We start from the raw sequence: 19,789 nt of genomic DNA, 5'->3' as shown, positions 1-19,789 counted from the left end.
TTTTTTTGTTTGAATGAGGGCAGGTGGAATGAAGACAGAATTTCGGCGCATTGCCATCGTCAATCGCGGCGACGCGGCCATGCGCTTCGTGCAGGCAGTGCAGGAATACAATCAGGAATTTCACACGCAACTGCGCACGCTGGCGCTGTTCACCGAGCCGGACCGGCATGCGTTGTTCGTGCGCGAGGCGGACGAAGCCTTTACCCTCGGCCCAGCGATTTACGTTGATGCGGCCGACGGCGAGCGTAAGAACAGTTACCTCAATCACGAGTTGCTGGCCCAGGCCTTACGCGCTTCCGCGGCGGAGGCGGTGTGGGTGGGCTGGGGCTTCGTGGCGGAGCAGGCCACATTCGCAGAGTTATGTCAAAATCTCGGGCTGGTCTTCATCGGGCCGGGCGTGACGGCCATGCGCAACCTGGGCGACAAGATCACCGCCAAGAAAATCGCCGGGGAACTGGGTATTCCGGTGATACCGTGGCAGGGCGCGGCGGCGCAGACGCTGGCCCAGGCGCGCGAGCACGCCGAGCAGCTCGGCTATCCCGTCATCATCAAATCTTCTGCCGGCGGTGGCGGCCGCGGCATTCGCACTGCCGTGCGGCCGGAGCAGCTCGCTGCCGCCTATGCCGGCGCGCGCTCGGAATCGCTCAAAGTCTTCGGCGACCCGACGGTTTTTGTCGAGCGCCTGCTTACCGGCGTGCGTCACCTCGAGGTGCAGATTCTCGCGGATCAGCACGGCACGATTTGGCCGTTGGGCGTGCGCGACTGCAGCGTGCAACGCCGCCATCAAAAAATTCTCGAAGAAGCGCCGGCGCCCAAGCTCCGGCGCAGCCACCGCGACGCTCTCGCTGACGCCGCCGTGCGGCTCTGTCAAAGCCAGGGCTATGTCAACTGCGGTAATGTCGAATTCCTGCTCGATTCCCGCCGCGGCGAGTTCTGGTTCATGGAAGTCAACACCCGGCTGCAGGTGGAACATGCCGTGACCGAGTTGACCACCGGTCTCGACCTGGTGAAGCTGCAAATTCACGTGGCGCGCGGCGGCAAGCTCGAGGGCAAACCGCCGCGACCGGCGGGCCATGCCATTGAAGTCCGCTTGAATGCCGAAGATCCGGCGCAACAATTCACGCCCGCGCCCGGCACCGTCGAAGTGTTCCGCCTGCCTTCCGGTCCGGGGGTGCGCGTCGATACCGGCCTGGCCGACGGCGGTGTGGTGCCGCCGGAGTTTGATTCGATGATCGGCCGCATCATTGCGCACGGCCGCGACCGCTCCGAGGCGCTGGCGCGCCTGCAACGCGCGCTGCTGCACACCTCGGTGGTGATCACCGGCGGCATGAGCAACAAGGGCTTTCTCACCGAATTGCTCGGCCGGCCGGAAGTGGAACGCGCGCGCGTGGAAGTCGGCTGGCTCGACGGCTTGGTCCGCAGCAACGGCCATCTCTCCGGCCGCCATGCGGAGGTGGCGCTCGTGCTTGCCGCGATCAAAGCCTACCTCGCGGAATTCGAACAGGAGAAATCGACCTTCTTCGCCTCCGCCCATCGCGGCCGGCCGCTGGTGCGGCTGCAGAACGGGGTCACGGTCAAACTGGTTTATCAGGGCCAGTCTTATTCGCTGCACGTGTTGCAGCTCGAGCCGCATCGGTTTCGCGTGCAGGTGCAGGAGCACCGGCTGGAAATCCTCGCCGAGCGCCTCGATCAGTTCGAATGGAAGCTGACGATCGGCGGCCGCAGCCATCGCGTGTTTTCGCTGGCGGAACAGCCGCCTTTTGTGATCGAAGTCGACGGCGTGCCGCATCGCATCGGCCGGGATGATGAAGGCTTGGTGAAAGCGCCGGCGCCGGCGGTGGTGGTGAGCGTGCTGGTGAAAGAGGGCGATACCATCGTTGCGGGCGAGCGTGTGGCCGTGCTCGAGGCGATGAAGATGGAGATGACGATTCTGGCGCCGGCCGGCGGCAGCGTGAAGCAAATCTTCGTGCGCCAGAATCAGCAGGTCAATGCCGGCGCGGCGTTGTTGTCGTTGGAACTGGGCGATCACAATCCGGTGCCGGCGACCGCCGGCCGGGCGCCGCTGCAATTTGCCGCGCTGGCCGCGCCCGTGGCGCCACCGGGTGCCGCAGCCGAGCGCTGGCAGGCCAACCTGGCGGCGATCAAGTCACTCCTGCTCGGGTTCGACGGCGGCGCCGATGACATCAAACGGCTGCTGGCCGAACGCAGGGCGCTTGCCGCCAGCGCAAGCGCGGAGTCTCCCGAGTGGTGGCAGCAGGAAATCGCAACGTTGACGATCGTGACGGATCTGCTCGCGGTGTTCCGTCGCGCGCCTTTAGATGAAAGCCGCAGCGAAGGCAACGGCCGCTCGAGCGCGGAAGAGTACTTGCACGCTTATTTGCGCAACACCAAAGCCGGCAGCGAAGGTTTGCCCCCGCGTTTCGTGAACTGCCTGCTGGCCGCGCTGGCGCATCACGGCGTTACCAGCCTGGCTGATTCGCCGGAGCTTGATCGCGGCCTGTTTCGGCTGGCGCGCTCACACCAGCGTTTGCCCGAGGCGCAGAGCCTGCTCGCCAGCATTCTCGAACGCCATCTCGAACACATGCCGGCCTTGCAGCCGCTCGCCGGACCGGCCTATCGCGATTTGCTCGATCGCCTGATCAACGAAACCCAGGGCCTCTTTCCCGAGATCAACGATCTCGCCCGCGAAGTGCGCTATCGCTATTGCGATCAGCCTTTGCTGGATGAAAGCCGCCATGCGATTTATCATACGGTCGAGGCCCATCTCGACTACCTGCAACAACAGCCGCAGGCCGCCGATCGCGAACAGCGCATTCAGGAAATGGTGGATTGCCCGCAGCCGCTCAACCAATTGCTCTCGCGCCGCATTCAAACCGCGGACTTCGAAATGCGCGGCCTCATTCTCGAAGTGATGAATCTGCGCTTCTATCGCATCCGCGAGCTGCGCGACTTCCGGCGCGAAGTGGTGGCCGGCCGCAACCTCTTGCGCGCCTGGTATGAGTATGAAGGCACCGCCATCGAGCTGATAAGCTGCCATGCCGACTATGGCCGGCTGGCGGACTTCCTGGTCAGCCTCACGCCCCTGCTCGCCGCCATTCCCGCCAACCGCGACGTGGTGATGGACTTCTACGTCTGGCAGTCGGATTTTTTCACCAGCCGCGATGAAGCGGCCGACCTGCTTGCCGAGCAACTCAACCGCGCGCCGCTGCCCCGCCGCATTCGCCGCGCCGTGTTCGTGGTCTCCGGCCTGGAAGCGCCCGCCCCGCTCGGCGACGTCGAAATCTACACCTTTCGCCAAAGCGAAAACGGCTTTCAAGAAGAGCGCGTCTATCGCGGCTTGCATCCGATGATGGGCAAGCGCCTGCAAGTCTGGCGGCTGAGCAATTTCGCCATCGAGCGGCTGCCCTCGGTCGAAGATGTTTATCTCTTCAAGGGCGTGGCGCACGACAATCCCAGCGACCAGCGGCTGTTTGCCTTTGCCGAAGTGCGCAACATGACCGTGGTCGCGCGCCGGAGCGAGGCCAGCGTGCATCTGCCGCAACTCGAATGGATGTTGCACGAAACCCTGGCAGCGATGCGGCGCTATCAAGCCGCGCTGCCGGTACACCAACGCCTGCACTGGAATCGCGTGCTGCTGTATGTCTGGCCCGTGTTCGAGCTCGATCCCGCGCGCCTGCAGCGCATCATCGCCAAGCTGGCGGCCATCGCCGAGGGCCAGGGCATCGAGAAAGTCGTGGCCAACGTGCACGTGCTCGATCCGGAAACCGGCAGGCTGCGCGACGTGATTCTGGACATCTCCAATCCCGCCGGCGGCGGCGTGGTGACGCGCTTCCGCACGCCCTCGGATCAGCCGATTCGCACGCTGTCGGATTATGACAAGAAAGTCGTGCAACTGCGGCGCCGCGGCATGGTCTATCCCTACGACCTCATTCGCATGCTCACTCCCGAAAAGGAAGGCACGCATGCCGACTATCCCGCCGGCGAGTTTGTGGAATATGATCTCGCTGCCTCGCAGGCGCTCGTGCCGGTGAGCCGGCCCGCCGGGCAAAACCAGGCCAACATCGTCGTGGGCGTGCTGCGCAATTTCACTGCCGAACATCCCGAAGGCATGGCGCGCGTCGCGCTGCTCGGTGATCCCAGCAAGGCCATGGGCGCGCTGGCGGAACCGGAATGCCGGCGCATCATCGCGGGGTTGGATTTGGCCGAACAGCTCGGCGTGCCGCTGGAATGGTACGCACTCTCCGCCGGCGCTTTGATCTCGATGAGCAGCGGCACTGAAAACATGGATTGGATCGCGCGCGTGCTGCGCCGCATCATCGCGTTCACGCAGGCGGGCGGCGAGATCAACGTCGTGGTCACCGGCATCAACGTCGGCGCGCAACCCTATTGGAACGCCGAGGCCACCATGCTCATGCACACGCGCGGCATTCTCATCATGACCCCACAAAGCGCCATGGTGCTCACCGGCAAGCAAGCGCTGGAATATTCCGGCGGCGTGGCCGCGGAAGACAACGAGGGCATCGGCGGCTACGAACGCGTGATGGGACCCAACGGCCAGGCGCAGTATTTTGCAGCGGACGTGGGCGAAGCCTGCCGGCTGCTGTTGCGCTACTACGAACACGCCTACCGCGCGCCGGGCGAGCGTTTTCCGCGGCCGGCGCTCAGCAATGATCCGCTCGAGCGCGACGTGCGCCTGTTTCCGCATGGCGGCGAGTTCGAAGTGGTGGGCGACATTTTTTCCAGCGAGAAGAATCCCGGCCGCAAGAAGCCTTTCGACATCCGCAAAGTCATGCGCGCCACGATTGATCAGGATCATCCGCCGCTCGAGCGCTGGCTGGGCATGCGCGATGCCGAGATTGCCGTGGTGTGGGAAGCGCATCTCGGCGGCCAGCCGGTGTGCCTGCTGGGCTTCGAATCGCGGCCGTTGCCGCGCCTGGGCATCGCGCCGGCGGATGGCCCGGCCACCTGGACCGGCGGCACGCTGTTTCCGCAATCCTCGAAGAAGATCGCGCGCGCCCTCAATGCCGCCAGCAACAATCGGCCGCTGGTCGTGCTGGCCAATCTCTCGGGCTTCGACGGCTCGCCGGAATCGCTGCGCAACTGGCAGTTGGAATACGGCGCGGAGATCGGCCGCGCGGTGGTGAATTTCCAGGGCCCGATCGTATTCTGCGTGATCTCGCGCTACCACGGCGGCGCATTTGTGGTGTTCTCCAATGCGCTCAACGACAACATGGAAGTGGTGGCGCTGGAAGGCTCATATGCTTCGGTGATCGGCGGCGCGCCCGCTGCGGCCGTGGTGTTCGCGCGCGACGTGGACAAACGCACGCGCGCCGACCGTCGCTTGACCGAATTGGAGCAGCGCAGCGCGCTGGCGCAGGGCGCGGAAAAGGTGAAGCTGCGCAACCAATGGCAGGAAGTGTATCAAAGCGTTTATTCCGAAAAACTCGGTGAAGTCGCGGAAGAGTTCGACACGATTCACAGCATCGAGCGCGCCCAGCGGGTCGGCTCGGTGAATACCATCATCCCCGCCGCCCGGCTGCGGCCGTATTTGATCGAAGCCGTGCGCCGCGGCATGCAGCGTTCCCAAGCCGGATGAGCCGGAACCGAAAAGAGAAGACTCGCGTGCAGCCGCCAGGACGCCATGAAGCCGCAAGGCATCTCTTTGCGGAACCCTTGCGGCGCTGCTGGCAAGCATGAACGGGCAAATTCTGCAAGAGAACAGTGCACCAGGACAACAGCGATGAATCAGTCTCCTGGGGAATGATCAAACAAACGACTACGCTGTCATCCAGTAAGGATCTTGTGGAGATTTGGGCACGCTCCCGTGGCATTCACTTCAAAAGCTCACCGACGAGACGCGAAGAAGGACTCTCTTGGATCTGAAACTCCGCGCTCTCCGCGTCGCCGCGGTTCATATGTCTACTTTCTGCTTGTAAGAATCTTCCAGGATTTTGTTCTGACCTTGCGCGCCTCATGGCCTATGAACAGCATTCTTTGGATCATGCAAACGCAGGCGCAGGCGCCCGAGGACGACGAGTGGTTGAGCCCGACCGAGCGCCGCCTGCTCACGGGCCTGCGCTTTCCCAAACGCCGCCTGGACTGGCGCCTCGGCCGCTGGACGGCCAAACGCGCCCTGTGCATGCTGCTCGCCCAAGCCGAACCAGCGCGCGTGCTGCTGGAAGAGAAACACGCGCAACTGCTCCGCGACTTGCCGGGCGACTGCACACCGGAGACTGCAATGGCGGCATTCGAGCTGCGCGCCGGCGCCACCGGCGCGCCTGAGATGTTTTGGCGAAAGCAACCGCTGGCCCTGGCGCTTTCGTTGAGTCACAGCGAAGGAAGCTGTGTGGCAGCGCTGGCGCCGGAGGCCTGGCCGCTGGGCTGTGATCTCGAAGCCGTGCAGCCGCGCAACGCGTTGTTTCTGGCGGACTACTTCACCTCTGCGGAGCAAGCGCTGGTGCTGAGCGCAGCAGATGCCGAGCAGCCGCTGCTCACCAACCTGCTATGGAGCGCCAAGGAAAGCTGCCTGAAGGCGCTGCGCCAGGGCTTGCGCCGCGATCCCCGCAGCGTGGAAGTGCAACTCAGCGCGGCCGCCGCGCCGGCGGGATGGCAGCAATTCACGGCGCGATGCCACGAAACCGGCCGCAAATTCCACGGCTGGTGGCAACCCCTGCCGGGCTTCGTTCTCACCCTGGTGACTCACCATATAACCTCACCTCCCTTGGAATTGAGTCTATAGTTACGCCTTCGTTTGTAGTAGCGCCTTCAGGCGCCAAGCCTAAAGTCGTGATAACATCCCTCATGCCTCGCCCAACCTGTGAGAAGCATGCCTAAAGGCATCACTACGAACGTGCGTAGCATTACTACCAACGCGCACAAGTGCCATTTACCTTTTTGCCGGCAGGCGTCATATTCAATCCCGTGTGAACAACGATGACCTCCCCCTCCAACTGGAAATTCTCACGGTTGCATTTATGCACCGGCAAACCTATCTTGCGAAAAAAGGGAAGATGCTGGCAGCATGACAAACGGCCCAGGTTCGCAGCGCAAGAAACACACGCATGGCGGCCAGCAATGCCGAAAACCACCCCAGTGAAAATCACCCCAAAACCAACCTTCTCATGCCCATCATCGACATCCACGTCCACATTCAACCCTGGGAACAACTCAAGCCCGGCGTGCGGGAAAAGATGACTGCCGGCCGCAGTGACCTGGCCGCCATCGAACAGTTCATCAAATCGCCGCGCGCCTTTTTGGAATTTCTCGACGCCAACGGCATCGAGGCCGCGGGGTTGATCAATTACCCCAGTCCCGATCTCATGGGCTTCACCGCGGCAACGAATGATTTTGTCGCGCACTACTGCCAAGAAAATCCCCGCCGCCTGATCGCTTTCGGCGGCGTGCATCCGCGCTTCTGCGATGACGTCGACACCGAGCTGACCCGGCTGTTGCGCCTGGGCATTCGCTGCCTGAAAGTACATCCGCCACATCAAGCCATTGGCGCCAATGTCTACCGTTCCGGCAACGCCGCGCAGGAAACGCTTTATCGCCGCGCCGAACGGGAAAACCTGCTGATGATGTTCCACGGCGGCACCAGCATCTTTCCCGGCGCGCGCAATGTCTTCGCCGACACCATGCCGATCGACGACGTGGCGGTGGATTTCCCCAATCTCAAAATCATCATCGCGCATGCCGGCCGGCCGCTGCATACCGAAACCACTTTCTTCCTGCTCCGCCGCCACCGCAACGTGCACATCGACATTTCCGGCATTCCCCCCAAAAAACTGCTGGACTATTTGCCCCGCCTCGCGGAAATTGCCGACAAAACCCTGTGGGGCACGGATTGGCCGAGTCCCGGCGTGTGGGACATGCGCAAGAACGTCGAGGCCTTCCTCAGCCTGCCGCTGAGCGACGAGCTGAAAAACGCGATTCTCCATGAGAATGCCCGGCGCTTGCTGCGCGCTTGCGGTGCCTTGCCTGATTGAGGCAAAAGGAGGCGTCTACCTTGCTGAATAGTCCAGAATACCCCGGCTTACGGTTGTGGTACTAATTGTCTACAGCGGATTTTCAGACAATCTGAAAACCGCGGCCCCGCCGGTGCGGAACGGCTCGAGTCCGACAAGAAACCAGAACAGGAGCAAACAGAGATTTCTTCTTTGTTTGCTCTGTTTGCTCATGCTTAACGTTTTATTCTGCCTTTGAGCGCCTTATCGCTTAGATCGATGGCAAGCCAGGTGCGGTCGTTTTCCCAAGCACAGAGGTGAGAGATGAAATGCATTTACTTCAACCAGCACGGCGATGAGGAGGTTTTGACCTACGGTGATCTGCCCACGCCCGAAGCCGGGCCGGGCCAGGTGCTGGTGGCCATCAAAGCCTGCGCGCTCAATCATCTGGATCTCTGGGTGCGGCGCGGCATTCCCAGCTTGAAGCTGCCGCTGCCGCACATTCTGGGATCGGATATTTCCGGGGTAGTGGCGCAGTCCGGCGCGGGCGTGACGCACGTGCAAGCCGGGGACGAAGTCATCGTCTCGCCCGGCGTTTCCTGCGGCTACTGCAAAGCCTGTCTGTCGGGGCGCGACAACTATTGTTTCCAATATGGCGTGATCGGTGAGCATCGCAGCGGCGGGTATGCGCAATTCATCGCCGTGCCCGCGGTCAATATCATTCCCAAACCCGCGCAGCTCAGTTTTCATGAAGCCGCGGCCTTTCCGCTCACCTTTCTCACCGCCTGGCACATGCTGGTGGCAAAGTGCCGGGTGCAACCCGGAGACTGGGTGCTGGTGCTGGCCGCCGGCAGCGGCGTGGGCGTGGCCGCGATTCAAATCGCCAAGCTGCACGGCGCGCGGGTGATTGCGGCGGCGAGCAGCGCGGCCAAGCTGGCCAAGGCGCAGGCGCTGGGCGCGGATTTTTTGATCAACTACGAACAGCAGAATTTCCGCGAAGCCGCGCGCCAACTCACCAACCGGCGCGGGGTGGACATCGTTTTCGAACACGTCGGCGAAAAGACCTGGGATGATTCCATCAAAGCGCTGGCGCCGGGCGGCCGGGTGGTGACGTGCGGCGCCACTACCGGCTATCGCGCGCTTACCGATCTGCGTTATCTCTTCTCGCGCAACCTCACGCTTTTCGGTAGCATCATGGGCTCACACGGCGAAATGCGCCATCTCACCGAGCTGTTCGCAGCCGGCGCGCTGCGGCCGGTGATCGACCGCGTGCTGCCGTTGCACGAAGCAGCCCAGGGGCATCGTCTGCTGGCACGGCGCGAACAGTTCGGCAAGATCGTGCTGGCCGTGGCGTGATCAGGGATTCATGCGCAGCTCGGCAGCAAGGCGATTGGCTCATCAAACCCGGAATGGAATTCCACCTCTTTTCCAGCGGATAGAAGCAACCCAGCGGATGCTTTTTGTCGGTTGGGAGATTTCTGCGCTGCCCGGCCGGAAATTTCAAGCTTGACTTTCTCGGGAATTCTCCTACTTTTTCGCCTGCTTTTACCACCGGCGGCAGCCTCGCGAACTGCGGCCGCACAAGTACCTTCACTTCATTTACTGCACACAAAAGCTCCGGATCTTCCCTGATCTCATTGTCAAGCAACGTGGCGCTCACGGGGCGAGAGCAGTTTTCTCTGCAAAACTGGACGGGGACCATGCCCAACTTGCAAAAGAGCTTTGTGCCGCCTTTTTTCCTATCACTGCAGCCGCCTGCTCCACAGTTATCCCAATCTCGTCAAAATCCCTCAGCACACCTTAACCAACGCGAAGGAGGACGCTCATGAGATGGTTGCAACGCATTTTCGTTTTGGGCTGCCTTGGGCTGGGCTTGGCCTTGCCGGCGCTCGGTCAAAGCGATCACCTGCTCATCTCCGAGTTCGTGGTCACGCCCACCGATGGTGAGTTTATCGAGATCTTCAATCCAACTTTCAGCACGATTGATCTCTCGAACTACTATCTCACTGATGATGTCAGCACCGGCAACCCCGACTACGTGAGAGTCGTCAATGGTGCAGCCGCACTGTCGGTCGCAGGCTTCGATTTCTTGGTGAAATTCCCGGACGGCGCCAGCATTGCGCCCGGCGGGGTGACAGTCGTTGCATTCAGCGGCGCTGGCTTCAAAACCACATACGCCGTGGCGCCTGACTACGAGATTCTGGGAACTGACACCACGGTCACGGATATGGTGAGCATCGTGGTCACTGCCAATGCCGGCCTCACCAACACGAGTGAAAGTGTTGTGTTGTTTACGTGGGACGGCCAGAGTGACCTGGTGCAAGACGTCGACTACGTGGTGTGGGGCAACAAAAGCACGGCCGTTGACAAGACCGGCCTGGCGATTGACGGGCCGGATGCTGACAGCAATCCCAGCACCTACAAAAACGACACACCGAGCGCCAGCCAAACGGTGGTCAATGCCGACAATGACAGCGACTTTCAGCCGCACGAAACCGGTTCCAGCGCCGCGCGCAACGCGCCCGAGGCCGGCGAAACACGCAGCGGCGGCAACGGCATCACCGGCCATGATGAAACCAGCGAGAATTTCAGCTTTGCCGGCGGCAGTTGGACGGAAGACAACGCGCCCACGCCCGGCACCGTGCCGGACGGCCTGGCCAAGCAACCGGCCTATTTCATGGCCGTGCTGAGCGGCAGCCAGGAAGTGCCCAGCCTCACGCTGCCCGCCACCGGCGGCGGCTATTTCGTGTTGAATGATGAACGCGACGAGCTGCAATTCCATGTCAGCGTCACGGGGTTGAGCGGACCGATCACCGCCGCGCATTTTCACAATGCGGCAGCCGACCTGAATGGTCCGCCGGTGCGCACGATCACCGCGGATTTCGAAGGGGAAGTTGCGAGCGGCAGTTGGAAGAGCACGGATACCGAGCCATTGACTCCAGACCTGGTGAATGAACTGCTCGCGGGCAACATTTATGTCAACGTGCACACGGCCGCCAATCCCGGCGGCGAGATTCGCAGCCAGGTTTTGCTGGGCAGCGAGAAAAAATTCACGGCCAGCCTCAATGGCCAGCAGGAAGTGCCGCCGGTCAGTGTGCCGGGCAATGGCGTGGGCAAATTCACGCTGAATGCCACCGGCACGCAACTGCAATTCGAAGTGGCGGTGAATGATCTGAGCGGCCCGCTGACTGCAGCGCATTTTCACAACGCGGCCGCCGGCGTCAATGGTCCGCCGGTGCGCACGATCACCAATGTTTTTACCGACGGCACGGCCACCGGCGTGTGGAGCAGCAGCGACACGGTCGAAGCCCTGACACCGGAACTGGTGGCGGAGTTGCTCGCCACCAAGCTGTATGTGAATGTGCACACCGCCGCCAATCCCAGCGGCGAAGTTCGCGGGCAAATTCGCGCCGGCGCGGAAACGGTCTTTCTGGCGGTGCTGGAAGGCAAGCAGGAGAACCCGGCGGTGGCCACAACCGCGGCGGGCGGGGGATACTTCGTGCTGAACGCCGAGCAGACGGCGTTGAGCTTCATGGTGAAAGTCCGCAATCTCAGCGGCCCGATCACCGGCGCGCATTTTCATTTGGCGCCGCGCGGCACCAATGGCCCGGTGGTGCGTGCCCTCACCGCTGATTTCACCGATACCACCGCAACCGGCGTGTGGCGCAGCACCGATGCCCAGCCGCTGACACCGGCGCTGGTGGCGGATTTGCTCGCGGGCAATCTTTATGTGAATGTGCACACCGCGCTCAATCCCGGCGGTGAAATTCGCGGGCAATTGGAAAGCGGCAAAAGCATCAATCTCGAAGCGCAAGTCGAAGGCAGCCAGGAAGTGCCAGCGGTGATGACCGAGGCCGCCGGCATCGGCTATTTCAAACTCAATGCCGCGGGCACGGAGCTGACTTTCAACGTCGGCACGATCGGCTTGAGCGGACCGGTCAATGCCGCGCATTTCCACAACGCCAATCGCGGAGTCAATGGTCCGCCGGTGCGCACGCTCACCAGCGAGCTGGGCAGCGGCGGCGGCTCAGGTGTGTGGAAGAGTTCTGATGCCGAGGCTTTGACCCCGGCGTTGGTGGTCGAGCTGCTGGCCGGCACAATCTACATCAATTTCCATACTGCCGCACATCCGGCTGGAGAGATTCGCGGGCAACTGCTGCCCGGCTTCCGCGGCATCGCGCCGATCGGAGTCGCGCGGCAATTGCCGGACGGCGCGGAAAAGATCGCGATTTCCGGCATCATCACCACGGTGGATTTCCGGCTGTCGAGCACGAACAGCTCGGAGTTCTATCTGCAGGATGCCACCGGCGGCATTCGCATGTTCGTGGGGAACGCCAAATCCGCGGTGACCCAGGGCACGCGCGTGCTGGTAAAGGACGGCCGCATTGCCACCAATTCCGGCCGCCGCAACATCGAAACCGTGCCGGATTCGATTGTGGTGATCGACGAACCCGGCCTGCCGGCGCCGGTGGTGGTGACGGTGGCCGAGTATGTCAACAATCGCGCCGCAATCGAGGGTGAGTTGATTCGCGTCAATCAGGCCAATATCATCGGCACATTTCCGCCGGACAACAGCGACAGGACGCTCACCATCAACGATGGCAGCGGCGAGCTGGCGATGTTCATCGATCGTGATACCGACATCGACGGCGCAGTGCAGCCGCCGAATCCGGTGAACATCATCGGCGTGGCCACTTCCTTCAACAACACGCTGCAGATTCAACCCTCGCGCCGCGCGGACTTCAAAGCGCCGGCGGTTTTCTTCGCGACGCTGAGCGGCAGCCAGGAAGTGCCGCCAGTCACCACCACGGCGCAGGGTGGCGGCATGTTCGTGTTGAATGAAGATCAAACCGAACTCAGCTATAGCGTGAGTGTGATCGGACTCAGCGGCCCGATCGCCGCAGCGCATTTTCACAATGCCGCCGGCGGCGTGAACGGGCCGGTGGTGCGGGCCATCACTTTCACCGACGGCATTGCCAGCGGCACGTGGTCGAGCACCGACACCAATCAGCCGCTGACCCCGGCATTGGTGGCGGAATTGCTCGCCGGCAATCTTTATGTGAATGTGCACACCGCACTCAATCCCGGCGGTGAAATTCGCGGCCAGGTATTGCCGGGCCAGCCGATCAACTTCACGGCCACGCTCAACGGGGCACAAGAAGTGCCGCCGGTGACGACCACGGCAAACGGCAGCGGCAGTTTCACGCTGAACGCCACCGGCGCGGAGCTGTCCTTCTCGGTCACCGTGAATGGTCTGAGCGGCGCGATACAGGCGGCGCACTTTCACAACGCGCCGGCCGGCCAGAATGGCTCACCGGTGCGCACGATCACGGCTGATTTCTCCGGCAATACGGCCACCGGTGTGTGGCGCAACAGTGATGCCGAGGCGCTGACCCCGGCGTTGGTGGCGGAGTTACTGGCCGGCAAGATCTATGTGAATGTTCACACTGCCGCCAATCCTGCCGGCGAGATTCGCGGACAACTGCGTACCGGCGCCGCGACGGTCTTTCACGCGGTGCTCAGCGGCCAGCAGGAGAATCCGGCAGTCAACACCAATGCCGCCGGCGGCGGCCGCTTTGTGTTGAATGAAGACCGCACGCAGCTTTCCTACAAGATCAAAGTCGCCAATCTCAGCGGGCCGATCGCTGCCGCGCATTTTCACAATGCCGCGGCCGGCGTCAACGGCCCAGTGGTGCGCGACATCGCGTTCACGGACACGGTTGCCACCGGCGTGTGGAGCAGCACGGATGCCACCCAGCCGTTGACCCCGGCGCTGGTGGCGGAATTGCTCGCCGGCAATCTTTATGTGAATGTGCACACCGCGGCCAATCCCGGCGGCGAGATTCGCGGCCAGGTGTTGACCGGCGTGGCGATCAGTTTTGCGGCGCAATTGGAAGGCAGCCAGGAAGTGCCGCCGGTGACGACCAACGCCGCCGGCTACGGCAATTTCACGCTGAACCCCAGCGGCACCGAACTGGGCTATGAAGCCGGCTACACCGGGCTGAGCAGCGCGTTCCGCGCCGCGCATTTCCACAATGCCGGCCGTGGCAAAAACGCCGGCGTCGTGCGCGACATTCCTTTCACCGGCACCACGGCCAGCGGCGTGTGGAAGAGCAGCGACACCACGCAGGCGCTCACCCCGGATTTGGTGGTGGAGTTGCTGGCGAGCCAGCTTTACGTCAACGTGCACTCGGCCAATTTCCCCGCCGGTGAGATTCGCGGCCAGGTGATTCCCGGCGCCACGGCGATCATGCCGATTGCGATTGCACGGCAAGCGGTCAACGGCACGGTGGTGACGATCGAGGGCATTGTCACGCGCGCGCTTGGCCGCTTTGCACGGCTGCAGGATGCCACCGCGGGCATGACTGCGTTTCAAACCAGCGGCGCATTCCGCGCGGCGGTTGACAGTGGCAACGTCCGCATGGGCGATCGGCTGCGGGTCACCGGCACGCTGTCTGAGTTCAGTGCCTTGAAGGAACTCTCGCCGATCAGCAGCTTCGAAGTGATTTCGCGCGACAACGAGCTGCCCGCGCCGCAGACCGTCACCCTGGCCGAGCTGGCCAGCAACGGCGAGGCTTATGAGAGTGAGTTGATTCGGGTCGAGGGCCTGACCATCAATCCCGCCGGCGACACGGTGTTCGCGGCAAACAAGACGTACACGGTCACCGATGCCAGCGATCAGTCCGGCGCGGTGGCGTTGCGCACGCCGGCAGCCTCGGATACGAGAATCGCAGGCGTACCCATTCCCATGGGAACGTTTGCGCTCGAAGGCGTGCTGGGCCAGTTCAGCTCTGCGAATCCGGCAACGGGTTATCAGCTTCATCCGATTCTGGCGACGGACATCACGCCCACTACCGGAGTGGAGGAACAGAACGCGGAGCTGCCCGAGCGTTTTGCCCTGCTGCAGAACTATCCCAATCCCTTCAATCCCACCACCATCATCCGCTATGATTTGCCGAAGCAGGTGCACGTGAAGCTGGCAATCTACAACCTGCTGGGCAAGCGCGTGCGGACGCTGGTCGACGGCCTGGAGGCGGCTGGATTCAGGCAAATCTCTTGGGATGGCAAAAGCGATGACGGCGGCCGGGTGGCCAGCGGAATCTATATCTACCGCATCGAAACCGAGGGCTTCGTGCAGGCGCACAAGATGACCTTGTTGAAGTAGGCCGCCGGCACGATCCGGCAGAAGTCGAACCGCGGAAACAAAAACGCCACTGGTGTTGCACCAGTGGCGTTTTTGTTGTTGCTGAAGGCTGGGTGACAGAACAATTCGTGTCCGTCCGAAATCGCAGCCTTTTGATAAAGGCGTTCCTGCAACGGCTTGGCCGTGGCATCGAAATCCTCAGAGTCTACACGCCACTCGAGGTTTTGGAAACCTCGGCACAGCCGAGGTTGGAGCATTTTTGGACGGACACTGCTGTAGTCTATTGCATCGTAGCCCCTCTGTCATCCTGCAATGACAGTCGCCCACAAGGGGCGGGGACTAAAAACCTGCTCATCCAATTGAAAACCGCTGTAATCTATTGCACCGTAGCCCCTCTGTCATCCTGTAAGGATCATGTGAAGATCTTGGCACGCTGCCGGGTATTTCACAAGATTCGCCTGAATGACATTTTGAGAGCCACTCTCACGAATGAAAGTAACAGCGCACTGGCGGCAGAATGATCGGCGCACCGTGGACTTGTTCGGTCAGGACTGAGGGTAAGCCTGAACAACTGGTGTGCATGGGCTGCAACCCGCGGGCTGATTGCACGGGATTCAGCGCTTGATGCGCGCGCTCCCCCCTCCCATCACGTGTTTGATTTCCTCCAGCGTCACCATGCTGGTGTCGCCGCGCGTGCTTTGCAGCAATGCGCCGTGTGCCGCGCCCATTTCCACGCATTCCTGCGGAGTCATGCCGTGCAGCAGGCCGTACACGAAACCGCTGCAGAACCCGTCTCCGCCGCCGACGCGATCTTCGATCTCGAGATTCTCATAGCGCCGCGATTGATAGAACTGGCCGTCATAATACATGATGGCAGACCAATTGTTGACCAGCCCGCTCACCACTTCGCGCAAGGTGGTGCCCACCGCCCTGATGTGGGGAAAGGTCTTCACCACCTTTTCCACCATCTTCTTGTAGCCCTCGACCGGCAGCTTCTTGAGCTGTTCATCCGTGCCTTCGACCTCGAAGCCCAGCACTTTCTGGAAATCCTCCTCATTGCCGATGAGCACGTCGATATAGGGCACCAGCTTTTTGGTCACCTCGATAGCGCGCTTGCTCGACCACAGCTTGCTGCGGAAATTGAGATCATAGCTGACCACCGTGCCGGCTTCGTGCGCCGCCTGCATGGCTTCGGCAACGACTTCCGCGCAACTGTCGCTCAACGCCGTGAAGATGCCGCCGGTGTGAAACCAGCGCGCCTGGCGCCGGCCGAAGAGGCGCCGCCAATCGACTTCACCCGGCTGCATGTGGGCGGTCGACGAGTGGCCGCGATCATAGAGCGTGACGCTGGGCCGCACCCCGATGCCCACTTCGGTGAAATTCAAACCGATGCGGTCGGCGCGGCCCACGCCGTCGTAGGGCACCCAAATCACTTCACTGAGATTCATGCCGCTGGCCTGCGCATGATTCTTGATGAAGGCGCCGAGCGGACTCTCGACCAGGCGCGACACCCAGGCGGTGCGCATGCCGTAACGCGCCAGCGCATAGGCGACGTTGTATTCTCCGCCGCCGGCATAAGCCTCGAAGACCGGCGTCAGCTCGATGCGCTGATGTCCCGGCGGGCTCAAACGAATCATACATTCGCCCAATGCCAGCAAATCGAATTCGGTTTCATCCGCGGATTTGATTTTGAGTGCCATGGTGATCTCACCTCCTCAGGTTAGAGTTGTTGTAGTTGGCCAGCGGCCGGGCGGTTTCTTCATTTCCGGACAGAGACTAACTACAACGTTGTGTCGAATTCTATTGCACAGACAAAAAGCCCTACGGGGGCGAAATGTAGAAGCGAAGGGCAACGCCCTGGAAAATTGACAGTCATGAGAGAGCATCCAGTATTCTGTTGCTTTGATTTGTATAAGTGATTCCGCGTGTCATTCAGAAGGAACCTTGGGAGGCACCTGGCACCGTGCTCAAATCTTCACAGGATCCTCGCAGGATGACATGGGTGGTGGCTAGACATTTCAAGGGAACAAGACCCCCGGCCCCTCGGGGCGCCCTAGAAACACGCCAGAAATGCCGCCCTGTCAGGGCTTTTTGCGATGGACTTTGTCAGTTCCCAGGGCGCTGCCCGTGGGCTATTGCATGTGACTCCGTCGGGGTCAAGCTGGCCTCCTGGAGAAGCCAGTGTCCTTAACGTTGTAGTACTAATAAAGCAGGATCGCCTTCAAAATCAATTCCCTTGTTCCGGCGGGCCGGTTTTGGCAATTGACAAATCTTGCACAATTGCTTATCTTTTGCCGCCTGCAAGCTTGAAGTGACCTCCGGCTGCGCCCGCCATCCTGCCCCGCTTCAAGCAACCCGATCAATCCAATGTCTGGTTGTGGTATTCGACAACAGAGGAGGGAGTTCATGAACTGGTCCAAAGCTGTGGTAGCCGGCCTGGCCGGCGGCGTGGTGAATGCCGTGTATGAATTCATTATGCACGGCATGGTCATGAGAAAAACCTATGAAGGACTGCCGGAAGTGTTCCGCCAGGATGCCAACTTCATGTGGTTTCCGGTTATTGCGATCCTGATGGGCCTCGCCGGCGCCTTGCTGTTTGCCCGCACACGTGGCTCGTGGGCAGCGGGCGCCAAAGGCGGCATGATGTTCGGCGTCTTCATGGGAGTGATCAGCTTCATCGCAATGTACTACAGCCCACTCACCGTGCAGGGTTTTCCCTACTATCTGACTTACTGCATGGGCGGCATCGGCTTCATCGAGTGGGTGATCTTCGGCGCGGTGGTGGGAAGCATCTACAAAGCCTGACGCCGGCCGGTGAGGCCGTCGCGCACCGGTGTTGATTTCTGAATTATCTCTTCCAGCAGTTTCCACTTCACGCCGCTGAAGACGCGCCGCGGCTGTCATTGCAGCAGGCCGCCGGCGCCGCGCAAAGCATGCCGGCACCGGTGAGGCAATGACAGCCTGCGGGGGCGCGTGGCGGCGCTGACGCACAACCAGCGTGACACCTGAATTTTGCATCATTCTTTCGCCTGTGCATGCAACCGCAGGTGAGCAGGGCAACAATTCCCACGCAAGATCCAGGTCACCCCCTCCGGCCGCCGAGTGCCGCGACCGCCACCATTCATCCCCGGTTGCCCAATGCCAAGCTCCACTCGCGCAAACATTCATGCCCAAATACTGGCGCGCCATGCCGATTCGCTGCACGGCACGCTGCGCCTGGAATGGCGCTACTCCCGCAGCCTCCGGCTTGCGAAAGCTTGCTTCGTTTATGAGCCACCCCGCCTTCAGCCCGGCCGGGCAGCGGCGCTGCTCTATCTCTTTCGCGGCCATGAACGGGAATGGTGCAATTTTCACGAGGATACTTCGCGCAAGAAATCAACTGCCGTCGAGGACATCGATGCGCTGATCAACGCCGGCTTGCTGCCGCCCATGGTGGTGGTGATGCCGGGTTTGAATTCCGACGACAACGCGGTGCCCTCTTTGGGGATCGACATGGCCGGTGCCTGGCCGGTGAAACACACGGGCTTGGGCAGCGGCCGCTGCTGGCATTACCTCACCAGCGAGCTGCTGCCCGAGTGTGAGCAGCGTTATGCCGGGCCGGCGACGAGAAAACTGATGGCAGGTTTTTCTTTGGGAGGATACACGGTGAGTTTGTTGGCGGCCAAGCTGTCCGGCTATTTTGACGAAGCGGGCATCTATGACGGCACCTTGATGTGGCCGGGCCATCGCTATCCGCGGCAGGGCGGCGGGGCCTTGCGCGATCGCGTGTGGCTGGCTTCGCCCTTGTTCAACGCCGCGCTGGGCAAGCCGAGGAATCGCCGCGCCCTGCGCGCCTGGAATGCCACTGATATCATCGCGCGCGCCCGCGGCAGGACGCTGCACCGTCTCCGCCGCACGCGCTTCTGGGTGGCCAGCACCGCGCACGACGGCATGCGCGGCAATCGCGATCGCGCCGAGCAGTTCTGCCGCTTGCTGGCCGAAAAAGGCTGCACCCTCGGTTTTCCGCAAACCGTCTTTGCTGCGCGCGCCGCGCACAACTGGCACTGGGCCGATCGCTTTCTCATGCGATTCTTGCAGGAGGCGCTGGCGCCGCAGCCACGGCGAACGCGCTCGGTCACGGCACGTCGCGGTTAGAGGAGAGGCAGGAGATTCGCCGGCTGGTTCAAATACCGCGTCTTGATGAGATGGCAGTGATGCAATTCATGCCCGGCAATGTGGTAGGCGATGGCGCGCACGCTCATGCGCGTGCCGTTGGCCACGCCGCAGCGCGTAAAAGCCCGCGGCTCGAGACCAGCGAACAATGAGAGGGTGGCGCGGCGCACGGTGGTGAATTCACGCAGCAGATCGGCAAGGCTGCGCGCGTTGGCTCCGGAATGGCGGGCATAGTCGTCCTGCTCGAAGCCCGGCAACTCGGTTTGATCATTGCGGGCGAATCGCAGGGCGCGATAAGCATGGATGCGCTCGTCATCGCTGAGAGGGAGCAGAATCTCCTTGATCGTCCATTTGTTGGCCGCATACCGGCGCATGAGTTTCTCCTCGGGAAGATCGCGCAAGAGGGCCTTGGTCGCCGTGAGATTGGCGGCCTGGTGCTGCAGCACCAGGCCGTCATCCGGCAACAAATCGATGTACATGCTCGCATAGGGGGCATATTCGCCCGGCTGTGGCTGGTCGATCTTTTTCATGTCCGCAACTCTCCGCGCCG

At 61.8% G+C, this 19,789-nt stretch carries 9 protein-coding genes; 7 read left to right on the top strand and 2 right to left on the bottom strand.

Annotated features, from left to right (window positions below; genetic code table 11):
- Nucleotides 1-28 precede the first annotated feature (28 nt).
- The 5 genes from L6R21_09175 (at nt 29) to L6R21_09155 (ending at nt 15,108) form a co-directional block, all read left to right on the top strand.
- Nucleotides 29-5,596 carry an ATP-grasp domain-containing protein gene (locus L6R21_09175; protein ID MCK6559362.1) on the top strand — a complete coding sequence of 1,856 codons (5,568 nt, stop codon included), beginning with the start codon at nt 29-31 and terminating at the stop codon, nt 5,594-5,596.
- A 384-nt stretch (nt 5,597-5,980) separates the two neighbouring features.
- On the top strand, nt 5,981-6,739 hold the full coding sequence (locus L6R21_09170) for a 4'-phosphopantetheinyl transferase superfamily protein (GenBank protein ID MCK6559361.1): 759 nt from the start codon (nt 5,981-5,983) through the stop codon (nt 6,737-6,739).
- A gap of 322 nt (nt 6,740-7,061) precedes the next feature.
- Nucleotides 7,062-7,985: an amidohydrolase family protein gene (locus tag L6R21_09165; GenBank protein MCK6559360.1), complete on the top strand. Its 924-nt coding sequence runs from the start codon at nt 7,062-7,064 to the stop codon at nt 7,983-7,985.
- A gap of 282 nt (nt 7,986-8,267) precedes the next feature.
- On the top strand, nt 8,268-9,299 hold the full coding sequence (locus L6R21_09160) for a zinc-binding dehydrogenase (protein ID MCK6559359.1): 1,032 nt from the start codon (nt 8,268-8,270) through the stop codon (nt 9,297-9,299).
- A 469-nt stretch (nt 9,300-9,768) separates the two neighbouring features.
- Complete coding sequence (locus L6R21_09155; GenBank protein ID MCK6559358.1) at nt 9,769-15,108, top strand: CHRD domain-containing protein; 5,340 nt, start codon at nt 9,769-9,771, stop codon at nt 15,106-15,108.
- A gap of 593 nt (nt 15,109-15,701) precedes the next feature.
- On the opposite strand, the gene L6R21_09150 is transcribed toward L6R21_09155, so the two are convergent.
- The gene (locus tag L6R21_09150) at nt 15,702-16,787 is read right to left on the bottom strand and encodes a sugar kinase (protein MCK6559357.1); all 1,086 of its coding nucleotides are present in this window, start codon (nt 16,785-16,787) and stop codon (nt 15,702-15,704) included.
- 706 nt (nt 16,788-17,493) lie between these two features.
- Between L6R21_09150 and L6R21_09145 the strand changes: the two genes are divergently transcribed.
- Complete coding sequence (locus tag L6R21_09145; GenBank protein MCK6559356.1) at nt 17,494-17,892, top strand: hypothetical protein; 399 nt, start codon at nt 17,494-17,496, stop codon at nt 17,890-17,892.
- 333 nt (nt 17,893-18,225) lie between these two features.
- The gene (locus tag L6R21_09140) at nt 18,226-19,221 is read left to right on the top strand and encodes a hypothetical protein (GenBank protein MCK6559355.1); all 996 of its coding nucleotides are present in this window, start codon (nt 18,226-18,228) and stop codon (nt 19,219-19,221) included.
- On the opposite strand, the gene L6R21_09135 is transcribed toward L6R21_09140, so the two are convergent.
- Nucleotides 19,218-19,769, bottom strand: coding sequence for a DinB family protein (locus L6R21_09135; GenBank protein ID MCK6559354.1), 552 nt, complete (start codon nt 19,767-19,769; stop codon nt 19,218-19,220). The two genes, L6R21_09140 and L6R21_09135, sit on opposite strands and share 4 nt — an antisense overlap.
- Nucleotides 19,770-19,789: the final 20 nt, after the last annotated feature.

The organism is bacterium (assembly GCA_023150945.1).
GTDB lineage: Bacteria > Zhuqueibacterota > Zhuqueibacteria > Zhuqueibacterales > Zhuqueibacteraceae > Coneutiohabitans.
The sequence above is the reverse complement of the archived record's forward strand: the minus strand, read 5'-3'. Positions and strand labels throughout refer to the sequence as shown.